Source organism: Acidiphilium sp. PA (genome assembly GCF_026191915.1).
In the GTDB taxonomy this organism is placed as follows: Bacteria; Pseudomonadota; Alphaproteobacteria; order Acetobacterales; family Acetobacteraceae; genus Acidiphilium.
The window spans coordinates 1-13,737 of record NZ_JAIMBY010000041.1; the positions used below are offsets into that span (position 1 = coordinate 1).

Here is a 13,737-nt window from a genome sequence, read left to right on the forward strand (position 1 = left end):
GCTCAACCGTTGTCGCCGGTTGGCCAAGGATTGGGAATGCCTCAACCGAAACGGACTTGCATTTCTACGCTGGGCATCCATCCGGCTGATGGTACGAAAACTCTGTAAGGAAACAAAATGATCCCGGATGGACTCTATTATGAGGGCTACTTGTCGCGCCGCTGGGCGGAAGGATGCACTGTCGTGCGCCGGCTGCTTACCGAGATCAAGCACCTCGGCTTCACAGGCTGCTACACCCATCTGGCCCGGTTCGTTTCATCATGGCGGCGAGACCGTGAGAGTAAAGACGTACGGGCAACGTCCACTCCGTCCGGCCTGCTTGCCCAGGACCCGGTGACGGGGCGTCAGATATCGCCCCAGATGGCGGCCATACTCTGTATCAAACCACGTAAACAGCTGACGCCGCGCCAGGCTGCCGCAGTCGACGCGCTGAAGTCTTCATCCACTGATTTCGCGGCCATGCGGGGTTTTGCCATGCGGTTTCCCGGGATCCTTCGCAGCCGAGATGGTGGCAAGCTCGATGCGTGGCTCGAAGAAGCCTGCCATTCCGGAATCTATGCGCTCCAGCGCTTCGCGCGCACGGCACAGGGAGATCTGGACGCTGTCCGTAACGCCGTGACCGAGCGATGGAGCAATGGGCAAGCCGAGGGGCAGATCAGTCGGCTGAAAACACTCAAGCGAGCCATGTATGGTCGCGCCGGCGTGGCTCTCCTGCGCGCCCGAATGCTTCCATTCCAACCCGCTGGTTTTCATACGATTTGAGGCAGGACCCTTAAAGAGACTCTGCCTCAATTCGTGTGAATCGGGTCGACTTTGAAGGGCATCATTCGCGCGCGGAGCAAATCGACGCCCGCACGGCCGCACCTCGCCCTTTCAGCGTCTTCAGTCGGTTGATCTGACCTTCAGTCGGACCGTTGCTCCAGGTGTCAGAGCCCTTTCCGTAAACGTCAAAGTTGCCGCCTCAAAATCAGCCGGGCAGCGGGATATGGTCTGTGGCGATAACGGTGACGCAGGACTTGATGACGTCAGCGAAGGAGTTGGCATAATGATCGGCACCGATGGCGGTGCGGGTCTGATCCTGAGCGGGATCGTCGCTAGGCCAGAGTCCGACCAGGATTGGCGTGCCGGGGGGCAGGTAGCGCCGGAGGCGGCGGATCAGGTAGCGCAAGTGAGCGGGACTGCCGCTGATGTCGAGATATGCGATTGAGGCCATGGCGACGTTGCTGACGTCGAGGTTTTGCAGGGTGTGGCGGGAAACGTCGTTGTATTTGACCAGTCGGGCGGCGATGCCCTGGTCCTGGAGGAGGTGCACCAGCATGGCAGACGCCGGTTCATCGAGCGGGCCACGGCCGGCGATGCTGAGGATGGCGGGGGCGCCGTCCAGCGGGGGTGCGCCAGCGGATAACGGGTCGGTGGCATCGGCCGGGTCGTCGCGCTTTTCGATGTGTTCGGTCAGGCTTTCGACCAGCTCATAGATGGTTTTTTTAACGGTCTCGAGCTGATCGGCGGCGAGTACGCCGCGTTCGGCATCAATGGCGGCGAGTTGCATGCCTTTGAGGGCGACGTCGTCGTAATACTCCGAGAGGGGCATTTCTTTGAGCAGTATTTCAGCCTGTTCGAGCACTTCATCGCCGTCTTCAGCCAGGATGCGCTGATAGAAGCTTTCGACCGGGCTGAGGGCGGGGCGGTCGCCAAAGATGACATCGAGGAACTCCAAGCGTTTGACGTTACGGCCCAGGACCACCAGGCACAGGGTGAGCGGCGTGGACAGGAACAGGCCGACCGGGCCCCAGACCCAGGACCAGAAGATGGCGGCCACCACGACGGCGAAGGGCGAGATGCCGGTGCTGTGGCCGTAGACCAATGGCTCGATCGCCTGGCCGGTGATGCCTTCGACAACGACGTAGAGGGCTGCAGTCCAGAGTGCCATTGACCAGCCCGGCTCGACGCCGGCGGCCAGGGCGATCGGCAGCAGGGCGGAGATGAACGAACCTATGTAGGGGATGAAGCGCAGCAGCGCCGAGAGGACCCCCCAGAGAACAGGGTTTGGGACGCCGATGATGAACAGTCCGATGCCGACGACGAGGCCGAACGCGGTGTTGACGGTGAGTTGGGTGAGGAAATAGCGCCGCAAGCGGCTGTCGGCATCATCCATGGCGATGGTCGTGCGGTGGATGTCGTCGGCGCCGAGCAGGCGGATCAGGCGATCGCGCAAATCCTCGCTTTGGAGGAGCGCGAAAATGGCCACGATGAAGACGATGCCGAGCGTTGCAAGCGGCGAGAGGATGGGGGTGAGGAACTCCTTGGCCATGCCCCAGCGCGAGGTTGCCGAGGCTGCCGGCTGGGCCTGAGCGGGGGTTGATTTGCCGGCGTGCGCTGGCTGCGCGGGGGATTGCGATGCGGTCGATCGGGACGCCCGCGAGGGGGTAGCGTCTGGGCTGTTATTGGTCTGCACCAGTTTCGTGAGCCGGCCAAGGGTGGCGGCTTTGAGGGTGCTGACCTTGGTTTCGATGGTGGTGGTGTATTTCGGCAGGTCACCGGCGAGGGACCCGATCTGGCTGCCGATGACGCTGCCGAGAGCGAGCAGTATGCCGATGGTGACGGTGACCACGAGCAGCACGGAGGGGATGCGCCCGAGATGCATGCGGCGGAATAGTGAGACCAGCGGCACCAGCAGGAAGGCGAGCAGCAGGGCCAGGGCGATCGGGATTAGGACTTCGCGGCCGAAATAGAGGGTGACGACGATCATGACGAACAGCGTCATGACTTTCGAGGGATCAGTCGGGGTCCGGCGTGCGCCTGGCTTGAGCGATATGGCCGGCAGTGGTGGTTTGGTCGCTGTAGCCATTGGTAAAACTGTCCCCAAGATAAACCAATCCAATCATCACGAAAAGTTCATCAGGACAAGGTGGTCGCGGGATTGTTGCCTTATCTTAATTATGGCTCGTCCTTAACGTCTGGAAGCTCGATAGGCGGATCGTTGGGTTTTTTGCGATGATTTTCCTTGAATAGGCTCTATTTGATGTCTGGAGGCCCCCCGAAGTAAGCGAAAGTCGACTTTTGTTAGTAATGTCATGGCATCGGTATTGCATAGTTCGAAAAATTTTCCTGCGGATCACCGCCTAGCGGGCGGTCCACAGGCGAGCTTTCTTCCGGTGCTTCTATGTCGCGATAACTGATATTATCGCGCGTAGTGGAATTATTCGGGGGGCTATCGGGGGAGGAGCCATACGCCGCGTGTTGCCGACTTACGTTGACGTGCGCCGGATCGAGGGTTTCGGGCAGGGCAGGGGGCCGAGTAAACAGAATTGAGGCTTTCCGGAGCATCGGTGATCGGCTAGCATGGTTACATGGCCGGAGAAAAACCCGCAGCCCGAATGATCGACAGGCCCATCCCGGTCGATTAGCCGAGAGGCACCGTTGCTCCGAAGCTGCCGTTCGCGTGATCAGTTTCGTATGGCTGGATCAGGTGGGGAACAGCCAGTCTGCTTCAGCGCCGTAGGCAACAGAGGCGGATGTTCCGCCTATGTCCGGGTGGGTCAACGCTGGCGCCTCTCTACGAGGCCAAGGTACGGGACAACCGAAAGGTCGATTACTGCAGCCGTAAAGCCTGCGGGAATTGCGCGCTCAAGCCACGCTGCACAGCCAACAGTTACCGCCGTGTGTCCCGGCTGTACCACGATGCGGTAATGGACGGCATGGCGCCCGGTTAGCCTCCCGGCCGGAGGTGATGGGCCTGCGGCGCGAGACCGTTGAGCATCCCTTCGGCGCCATCAAGCAGTGGATGAACCAAGGCGCGTTCCTCATGCGACGGCTAGAGCATGTCCGTGGCGAGTTCAGTTTCACCGCACTCGCCTACAATATCAGAAGGGCCATCACCGTGGTCGGCGCGCCCGGATCACCGCAGCGAGGGTATGATAGCTTAAAGGTCGACATCTTCGGCGTCGGTGGGAGAAAAAAGCGCCAATCATGGCCGCAAAGGCTAACGAAACCGCAGCCCGTCTCGCAGTGGCGCTAGAAAACAACCAGGCCAGGCACCGCGCAGGGTTTCCACCCGGTCTGTAGAATTTACGCGACATATCGCAGGCTGGAACCGGGTTTGAAGCGTCTGATACACCATGAATACAAGAGCCAACACCTGGGGGTCTTACAACCAGGGTATCACCATGCTAGGCGAATCCGACATTATGAAAAAAATAGCGATCTTCACCATATGCTCAAACAATTATTTGGCGAGCGCGCGGACGTTTTTCCATTCCGTTCGTCGGCACCAGCCTGACGCGGATCTGTTTCTTTGCTTGGCAGACCGCATACTCGAAGCTGATGGCTTCTACGGTTCAGATTGCACGGTGGTAGAGGCGGAGCAACTGGGCATTCCGGATTTCGCTGCGTTCAGTTTTCGTTACGATGTCATGGAATTCAACACGGCACTGAAGCCATTTATGTTCCAACATCTGCTTGAAGAACTCGGTTACGATATCGTGCTCTACTTCGACCCAGACATCGAGGTCTTCCGGGCCCTCGACGTCATTGTCTCAAAATTGAGCGAAGGAGCCTCGTTCTTCCTCACGCCACACCTATGCTCACCAAGCGAAGACGAGCGCGCTCCGAACGACATCACGATCATGATGGCTGGAGTCTATAATCTTGGCTTTCTCGGCGTCGCGCGCGGGGACGAGGCTAGCCGTGTGCTCGCCTGGTGGGCACGGCGCCTTCGCTATCAATGCATCAACGCGCAAAGCGAAGGGATCTTCGTTGATCAAAAGTTCATTGACCTAGTCCCAGGTTTCGCTCCGAATGTCTATATCTCCCATGATACGACGCTCAATGTTGCGTACTGGAACCTTCCACAGCGCTCACTAGAGATGCGCGATGAATCTTGGTTCGTAGATGGCCGACCGCTTACTTTCTACCACTACAGTGGTTTCGACCCAAATCGCATCGAGCGACTCTCGAAACACGACAGCCGCTTCGACGGCTCGATGCCAGAGCCGCTACGGTGCCTAATCGTGGCCTACGCACAAGCGCTCCTCAAAAACGGACATGGAACACTGTCCGGCGTCGCTTACGCGTATGACCGATTCGCGTCGGGCACCATGATCCACCCTTTCGTCCGCCAGATGTTCCGGCAATGGCACAAGATCTGGCCGGATGACCCGTTCGTTACCTACGAAGCCTTCCTGCACGAGCCATGGCCCGGGGCATCTCGCCAGAAGACAGGGTATATTGTCACGAACTTCATGAAGTTCCTATATGATACCTTTCCACACCTGCGGATGCGGCTCGATCTTGGCAATCCCGACCACGTGGTGGATCTGGTCAACTGGTACGTCGTACATGCAGCGGAGGACCTGCTGCTCGACCTCCCGCTCGTAGAACCGGAGGCAGCGCGCTTGGGTGCGCTTAAGCGTCCGCCCCCGATAGTCCCGCAGGGTTACACATCTGGAAACGATATCACGGTCGTGGGCTACCTGCGTACGGCAAGCGGTGTGGGTGAGGTAGGACGGCAGACCGTACGGTCGCTGGTAGCCAGCGGCCTAAAGGTGGAGGGATATGATGTTGAAGTCGGCGTAGTATCGGCCCGCGACAACCGAAGCTGCGAGAATCTACTGGTGGAGCACGGAAGCGCCCTTGTGCAAATCTTCAACGTCAACGCTGACCAGTTGCCTGTCGTGATCGAGGCAACCAACGCACATCTACACCAGCCTGCACTCAAGATTAGTGTCCCATTCTGGGAACTCAGTCGCTACCCCGAGACATGGTTGCCGGCATTTAATTTAGTCGATGAAGTCTGGGCGCCGAGCCGCTTCATTCAGAGGAGTCTGGCGGGGCGGGTGGACAAGCCCGTAATCCACATGCCCATCGCGATTGAGTTGGAACCTTTCACTCCCCTACTGCGGGCGCGCTTTGGCCTGCCTGAGGACCGTTTCCTATTCTTTTACGCCTTCGACTTTCTCTCTTTCGTGGAGCGGAAGAATCCGCAGGCGGCAATCAAGGCCTTTCGGCGGGCGTTTCACCGCCACGGAGCGGCGGCGCTCGTAATCAAATGTATGAACGGCACTCTGATGCCGGAAAAGTTCGACGCGCTGCGGAAGGAGATTGACGGCCATCCCGACATCTTCCTGCTTGACCAGACCTTGAGCCGGGAAGATACGCTCGGCCTAATGGCAGCTGTGGATGCCATACTCTCTCTGCACCGGAGCGAAGGGTTTGGCCTACTGCTCGCCGAGGCAATGCTGCTTGGCAAGCCCGTAATTGCCACCGGATATTCAGCAAGCCAGGAACTGGTGACAGAAAAAACCGGCTATCCTGTAAGCTACCAGCTCGTGCCCGTGGCGGACGGCGAGTACCCCTTCGCCGCGGGACAAAAATGGGCAGAACCTGATATTGCTCACGCCGCATGGATTATGCGTCGGCTCTGCGACAGCCCCGCGCGCTCCGAAGGGATCGTCGTAAGTGGGCAGGACTACCTGCGGCGATACTACAGCCACGCTGCTGTAGCGGAACTTCAGTTAAAACGCCTACGAACTCTTGGAGTGCAGTAAGTATGTCTGGCCAATCCAACGTGTTCATCTCCTATAGCGCTAACCATGAAGACGTTCTGCTAAACCGGCTATTCGGCAAACAGCCGACGGGCTTTTACATAGACGTCGGCGCGGCGCACCCGATGTTTGAGAATGATACCAAAGCGCTCTACGATCGCGGCTGGTCAGGTATCAATATAGAACCGAACAAAATCTTTTTTGAAGCCCTGGCTGCGGAACGACCGCGGGACTGCAACCTCAATATAGCCATTTCCGACGTGACCGAGGACTTACTCTTCTTTGAGGTAACAGGCACTGGTCTTTCCACCTGCGATCCAGATGAAGCCGAGCGCGCGCGGCAAAAGGGTTTTGAAATTGTTGAGTGCCGGGTGAAAACCAAAACGCTCCGCGAAGTGCTCGAGCTCGCGCGGCCACCTGCGATTGACCTACTCAAGATCGACGTAGAGGGATTGGAACCAAATGTCATCCAATCAAACGACTGGAGCCGGTTCCGGCCACGAGTGCTAGTAGTCGAAGCGACCTTTCCGGAGACGCCGGTGCGACGTCCGGATGTAGTGGGCTCGCTCCTGGAACGAGAAGGCTACCGTCGCGCCTATTTCGATGGGCTGAATGACTACTATCTTGAGATGGAGTTCGTCGCGCCCGAAGGCGCGTTTGACACCCCACTGAACGTGTTCGACCGATTCAAACCGCTTGCAGAAGTCCAGCTTTTGCAGGAGCGCAAATTCCTCCACGAGGAATGCAAAAGTCTCAAGCAAGAGCGAGCGAATGCGCTTTTGGAAATTAGCTCGTTGCGGAACGCGCTAAACCGTCGTCTGTGTTTGGAAGAGGATCTGGTACGGGCGCGGGAGGAGCTATCGGTTGTCCGGACGCGTATGACAACACTTGGCAATCAGATGGAGGGCGTTGAGGCGGAACGCGCGGTCGCAGAGGCACAGTATGCGGCTGCGGAGGCGGGACGCGCGGCTGCAGAGGCGGGACGCGCGGCCGCAGAAGCGAAACGTATCGTCGCAGAGGCACAATATGCGACTGCCGAGAAACGAATAGATGCAATATTGCGATCGACTTCATGGCGGATTACGCGCCCGATTCGTGCGATCGCACGGCCAAGACGAACGCTAAAAATTCTGACGGGTAGGAAGGCGGACTGACTCTCATGAGATCTTGGGCCGCGAGTGCGACAGCGCTCGTAGTATACGTCGCGCTTTCCTTGGTATTTTTCGGATCGATCGCAAGCTGGTCAGGCCGATATGTCGCTGTAGGTGTCGCCGATCCTGAGCTTTTCATGTGGTTCCTCAACTGGTGGCCATTCGCCCTTCTGCACGGTCTTAACCCGTTCTGGACGCATTTCGTATGGTATCCACGGGGATTTGATACCGTATGGGCCACCTCGGTGCCGACGCTGGCACTCGCTGCGGCTCCGCTTACGCTGCTGGCGGGAGCCACGGCCTCTTATAACTTCCTAACACTTCTGGCACCGGTTCTGAACGCATGGTGTTGTTTCTTTCTCGTCCGCTGTATTACGCGGGATGCTAAAGCAAGCTTCATTGCCGGACTGCTCTACGGTTTCTCGTCTTACGAGCTGGGGCAGATGCTGGGTCATCTTAATCTTGATTTCACTTTCCTAGTGCCACTTGTCGTTCTACTGGTAGTGAAACGGGTCCGCGAAGAGATTTCGCCTACAGCATTCATCCTACTTCTCACTCTGGCTCTCGTTCTGGAACTCGGCATATCGGAAGAGGTTTTCGCCTCGCTCTGTGTGCTGGGTGCCCTCGTTTGGACCGTATTCCTTGCTTTCGCCCACGCAGATAAGCGGAGAATATTCTGGAGATTAGCGACTGAGATCATGGGCGCAGGTCTGTTCGCGACCGTCATGGCCTCTCCTTTCCTCTATTATCTAATCATAGGGATGGATCGTGTACCAAGCGCCATTAATTCGGCGGCAAATTTTTCAGCGGATCCGCTGAATTTTATCCTCCCTACTCAGGTGACTTGGTTTGGAAATAGCGTTTTCGCCGGTGTAACTGCTAGGATACTCGGGGGCGCATCAGAAGAGGGCGGCTACCTCGGCGTCATAGTGATTCTAATCCTTGGGCTCTATTACTGGGAAGCACGAGCCCATCGCGATGCCCGCAGCCTGCTCCTGTCTATCGCCGTTCTAGCTCTATGTAGCCTCGGTCCCTGGCTGCATCTTGACGGCGTTCGAACATCGATTCCCCTCCCATGGCTCTTCTTCACGCATTTGCCATTGATCAGATCGGCTCTGCCGATCCGGTTCACTATGTATGTCTCGCTCGCTGCGGCAATCTCCGTCGGATGCTGGATCGCGGCCGGTAGGGGCGGTACCAAGCCGGTCCGTCTCGTCTTGGGGATGGCGGCGTATCTATGCCTTTTGCCCAATCCGCAGCTCTTCAAATGGTCCGACATGCCCGCGGACAGGTTATTTCATGACCCCAACTGGTCCCGCGTCGTGCCGCGCGGTGCAAACGTCGTTATTCTTCCTTTCGCACAGAATGGGCCCGATATGTCTTGGCAACTCGACGCGAGAATGCAGTTCACGCAATCGGGCGGCTATGTCGGCTATCCTCCACTCGACGAATGGGCGTCGCCTATCGTCCGGGATTTCTTTACCGGGCGCACGGAAAGCCACTTCACGCACGATCTTCTGACCTATTGTCGGACACACCATGTGAGCGACATCATTATAGCACCTGGAACACCCCAAGCCCTGGCTGATGCCATCCGCAAGATTGGGTGGACGACCGTCAGAATAGACGGCGATGATATCGTTTCCATACCCCCGCCTGAAACGCCATAAGCTGCAAATTTGGAATACTGCTAACCCCATAACCAGCTGTCAAAAATCTATATGCCAGAAATAGATAAAAAAAGTAGGTTTATCAAATTTTATGATCATTATATACTGCTAATTTCGATTTAGGAGTAACGCAAAACTGACTCTCTAGAGTAAATAATTGGAAATTAAGCCGCCTGCTCCGCGGAGCAAAATCTCTGCCTGGACATCCGAGTTGTCGATTGGGACAAAATATGGGAGGTGATTATTCCGTGCTACTCAAAAGGAACCTCAGGCGACATTCGCGGTATGTTAGATGATATCGAAAGAGAAACCACCAACTCAGGACCGGCCCTGAGCGTCATCGTTCCTTGCTTCCAAGAGGTGCGGAATGTTGCGCCGATGGTCGCTGCCCTCGAGTCCGCCCTCATCGGCATAGACTGGGAAGTGATCTTCGTCGATGATGACAGTCCCGACGGAACGGCCAACGCCGCACGTCTCCTCGCGAAATCTGATTCGCGTGTCCGCTGCATTCGTCGCGTAGGCCGCCGCGGCCTCTCCTCCGCGGTGATCGAGGGTACTCTGTCGAGTTCGGCAGAATTCGTTGCGGTGATCGATGGCGACCTGCAGCATGACGAAGCCATCCTACCCGCCATGCTAAATGCGGTGAACGGCGGTGCCGATATCGCGGTCGGCAGTCGCCATGTCGGTGACGGTGACGCCACCGGCCTCGCCTCGTCGAGCCGCCAGCGTCTGTCTAGGGTCGGCATCTCTGTCGCCCAGAAACTCGCTGGTGCGGAAGTCTCTGACCCAATGAGTGGCTTCTTTCTTCTCCGCCAGAAACTCTTCGAGGATCTCGCCTATCGACTGAACGGGCGAGGCTTCAAGATTCTGCTGGATCTGTTGCTTTCCTCCCCCGCTCCGTTGAAGTTAGTTGAGATACCCTACAGGTTTCGCCCCCGCGCTGCTGGTGAGAGCAAATTAGACATACTGGTAATGGTTCAGTTCGCGGGCCAATTCGTCGATCGCGCGCTCGGTGGCGTCGTACCACTGCGCTTCATCTCCTTCGCCCTAGTCGGCCTTTTTGGTATGGGCGTGAACCTCGCAGTGATGGAGGTCGGCCGGGTGGCCTCGCTTGGTTTCGACAGAGCACAAACGCTGGGTACCATCGTTGCCATGATCGCCAACTTTGAACTAAACAACCGCCTGACCTACCGTACGGTGAAGCTGCGTGGCGCGCGCTACTGGCAGGGCCTTGCTCTCTTCTTGGTGGTCTGCGGCTTGGGCGCGATTGCCAATATCGGCATCGCCAACGCCCTGTACCGGGCCAACTCAACCGGCATCCTGGCCAGCGCTATCGGCTCGGCAATTGGGGTAGTCTGGAATTACGCGATCTCTGCCACACTGGTCTGGCGCGTTTGAAATGACCACGAAATAAGAATATTTTTCAGTGGAATGGAAATCAAAGGTAGCTCAACAGCACCTGTCTATCCAACGAACTCACGATCACGCATACCGTCTGAGCCATGCTGTCAGTTTCCCTTAAAGAGGTCCTGCCTCACTTTGTGTGACCCGAGGCCAGCTATGGTTTTGGCTGCATAGCGGGTAAATCTCGCGAATGAGCAAAACCCTGCACCTCAGTCCACTCGCCGGCATTCATGTTGTTGATATCCATCGAGATGGCGCCAGCTGGATTGTCGAAGCCACTGGCTCCAACCGCGGCGCCTGTCCCTCCTGCGGCGCCGTTTCAACTGTGCGGCACGGCCTCTACCGCCGGTCCTTGCAGGATTTGCCGACGCAAGGAGCGTCAGTGACGATCAAGCTGACCGTCACGCGGCTCAAGTGTCTCAATCAGCAGTGCACGCGACGGACATTCTCGGGATGCGCCTCAAACGAGATCGTGAAAAAAGCACGCCGAACATCGAGGGTGGCCGAGATTGTTCGCCTGCTCGGACATAGCACCGGCGGTCGGCCGGCGGAACGACTGCTGGGCTGCTTCGGCATGGTGGTGAGTGATGATACGGTCCTGCGCTGCCTGAAGAGCCGCTCTGCGACGCCCTCAGCGACGGCGCTTCGTGTCGTCGGCATCGACGATTGGTCGTGGCGTAGGGGCCAGACCTATGGAACCATCAGGGGTTACGCATGAAAGTTGCCGGTGAGAACTTGCTCCATGTATCGGTTGTCCCAGGCGGCCATTTTCCGCCGCCCTTTCAGGCTGGCCTTGGATGCTTGATGGGGGCGAACGAGATTGATTGCGATCTTTCGGAGCAGGGCGAAGTTCTGGACAGCTTTCCGGTCCCGTATCCGGCAGTGATCTTCATTGAAGATGACGTCGAGCACCCAGTGTAGGCTGTTCTCGATCTGCCAATGCCGGCGGATCGCTTTCGCCAGAATTTCTGGCTGGTCGGCACTGCTGGACAGGAAGTAGCGAATGTCAGTTTCGGTCTTTCCGGACCCGTTGACGCTGCGGGTGGTCTCCACGGCCAGAACGGTTTTGAGACCTGGCCAATCGCGGAGCGGTTCCAGCGCCGTGGTATCGGGGCAGACGAACACGCGGCGCCGGACCAGTCGGCCATGACCATCATCGAATTCGTCATGGACCGGCCGGTGAGTGGCCGAGCGGCTGAAACAGTTGGTTGAGCAAAGCTCCTGCACTGCGGCGAACTTTTTCCCCTGGTTCGCCTTGAGGGTCACGAGATAATCAGCACCCCGCTCGATAATCCTGGAAGCGATTGATCGCTGGCACCCCATCGCGTCCAGGGTGACGATCGCGCCTTTGATGTCCAGCACGTCGAGCAATTCCGGGATTGCGGTGATCTCGTTGGATTTGTCTCCGACTTGGCGCTGCCCGAGCACCAGCCGCCGATCGCAGGCCCATGCACTGACAACGTGAAGCGGCGCTTGTTCGCGACCGCGGTGGCTTTGCTACTGAATTTTGGCCCAGCAGTGATGGCGAACTTTGGCCCACCTCCACCGTCGAACGTAGGGTCTCCTCGGCACGATCGAGGAGCCATTCATGGACTGGAAGACCAAAGTGGAATTATTCGAGCAGCTTCGTCGGGAGCATGAGTTTGGGATCGGCACGGTAGCCGGTGTTGCGGCAAAATTTGGGGTTCATCGGCGGATGGTCCGCCAGGCGCTGGCGGGCGCGGTGCCGCCTGTGCATCAGTATCCGGCGCGTGTGAAGCCGAAGCTGGATGCTGTGGTGGCGTTCATCGATGGTGTTTTGGAGGCGGATCAGCGGGCGCCGCGCAAGCAGCGGCATACGGCGCGGCGGATTTATCGGCGGATCCTGACCGAGTTTCCCGGCGTATCGGTCGCGGAATCGACGGTGCGCAACCATGTGCGCGAACGCAAGCACCAGGTCGGGCTGATCCGGCGCGACACGTTCGTGCCGCAAAGCTACGCGCTGGGTCATGAGGCGCAGGTCGATTGGTATGAAGCCTGGGTCGATTTCGAGGGTGAGCGCACCAAGGTTCAGGTCTTCGCGATGCGTTCGATGGCGAGCGGGGCGGCGTTCCACCGGGCGTATCTCAGCGCGACGCAGCAGGCGTTTCTCGAGGCGCACGAGATGGCGTTCGCGTATTTCGGTGGGGTCTTCCGCCTGCTGCGGTATGACAATCTGGCGAGTGCGGTGCGCAAGATCCTGCGCGGCCATCGACGCGAGGAGACGGTGCGGTTCGTGGCGTTCCGCTCGCATTGGCGGTTCAGTGCTGAATTCTGCAATCCGGCCCAGGGTCATGAGAAGGGCGGCATCGAGGGTGAAGGCGGATATTTCCGGCGTAATCATCTGGTTCCGGTGCCGGTCATGGCCGATCTCGACGCGCTGAACGCTAGTCTGCTCGCCGATTGCCTAGCCGATGAAGCGCGTGTTCTGGCCGGGCGGATCGACACGGTGGGCACCACGATGAATATGGAACGCGACCATCTGCTGCCATGCGCGACCGAGGGGTTCGACATCGCCGAGATCGCCTTCCCGCTGGTCGACAAGCACGGCTGTGTCCTGGTGAAGACAAATTTCTACTCGGTACCGGTGAAAGTCGGTATCCGGGTGGAGGCGCGGATCCGGCCGGTGCATGTCGAGATCTGGCACGCCGGCAAGCAGATTGCCCGCCACGAGCGTTGCCATCAGCGGTGCCAGCATGTGCTCGACCTCGAGCATTATCTCGAGGTGCTGAACCACAAGCCAGGCGCGTTCGCGGGCTCCAAGCCCTTGGCGCAATGGCGCGCCGCAGGCCGCTGGCCCGACAGCTATGACGTGTTATGGGCCCGGTTGCGGGCACGCCACGGCAAGGAGAAGGGCACGCACGCGATGATCACCGTGCTGCTGCTCGGCCAGGAATTCGGCCATGATCGGCTGCGTACGGCGATCACCACCACCGTCTCGCTCGGGGCCTG

Annotated in this window: 9 protein-coding genes and 2 pseudogenes; 9 read left to right on the forward strand and 2 right to left on the reverse strand. The window is 58.4% G+C overall.

The genetic code is table 11. The features are described 5' to 3' along the window. Together AruPA_RS20370 and AruPA_RS21905 are read left to right on the forward strand one after the other, a co-directional pair. Positions 1-121: pseudogene (locus AruPA_RS20370) on the forward strand (IS5/IS1182 family transposase); the annotation flags it as partial. Then, entirely contained in the window at positions 118-762 is a 645-nt protein-coding gene (locus AruPA_RS21905; protein WP_408859084.1) for a transposase, read from the forward strand. The pseudogene AruPA_RS20370 and the gene AruPA_RS21905, both read left to right, overlap by 4 nt. A 205-nt stretch (positions 763-967) precedes the next feature. Here AruPA_RS21905 and AruPA_RS20380 read toward each other — a convergent pair whose 3' ends face one another. Further along, positions 968-2,848, reverse strand: coding sequence for an AI-2E family transporter (locus AruPA_RS20380; protein ID WP_265638578.1), 1,881 nt, complete (start codon positions 2,846-2,848; stop codon positions 968-970). An 882-nt stretch (positions 2,849-3,730) separates the two neighbouring features. Between AruPA_RS20380 and AruPA_RS20385 the strand changes: the two genes are divergently transcribed. The 6 genes from AruPA_RS20385 (at position 3,731) to AruPA_RS20410 (ending at position 11,485) form a co-directional block, all read left to right on the forward strand. Continuing rightward, a complete protein-coding gene (locus AruPA_RS20385; RefSeq protein WP_265638579.1) occupies positions 3,731-4,018 on the forward strand; it encodes a transposase in 288 nt (95 codons plus the stop codon). 100 nt (positions 4,019-4,118) lie between these two features. Continuing rightward, entirely contained in the window at positions 4,119-6,545 is a 2,427-nt protein-coding gene (locus tag AruPA_RS20390; RefSeq protein WP_265638580.1) for a glycosyltransferase, read from the forward strand. Between the two features lie 2 nt (positions 6,546-6,547). After that, positions 6,548-7,696 (forward strand): FkbM family methyltransferase, encoded by a 1,149-nt coding sequence (locus AruPA_RS20395; protein WP_265638581.1) that lies wholly within the window; start codon positions 6,548-6,550, stop codon positions 7,694-7,696. Positions 7,697-7,830: 134 nt separating this feature from the next. After that, positions 7,831-9,363, forward strand: a complete 1,533-nt coding sequence (locus AruPA_RS20400; protein WP_265638582.1) for a YfhO family protein — start codon at positions 7,831-7,833, stop codon at positions 9,361-9,363. Positions 9,364-9,648: 285 nt separating this feature from the next. Then, a complete protein-coding gene (locus tag AruPA_RS20405; protein ID WP_265638583.1) occupies positions 9,649-10,761 on the forward strand; it encodes a glycosyltransferase family 2 protein in 1,113 nt (370 codons plus the stop codon). A gap of 196 nt (positions 10,762-10,957) precedes the next feature. After that, entirely contained in the window at positions 10,958-11,485 is a 528-nt protein-coding gene (locus AruPA_RS20410; protein ID WP_265638584.1) for a transposase family protein, read from the forward strand. Here AruPA_RS20410 and AruPA_RS20415 read toward each other — a convergent pair. Then, a pseudogene (locus AruPA_RS20415) lies at positions 11,476-12,246 on the reverse strand (ISAs1 family transposase); the annotation flags it as partial. The gene AruPA_RS20410 and the pseudogene AruPA_RS20415 sit on opposite strands and share 10 nt — an antisense overlap. A gap of 109 nt (positions 12,247-12,355) precedes the next feature. Between AruPA_RS20415 and istA the strand changes: the two are divergent. Next, on the forward strand, positions 12,356-13,737 hold a 1,382-nt coding region (gene istA / locus AruPA_RS20420), incomplete at its 3' end, for an IS21 family transposase (RefSeq protein WP_265638585.1).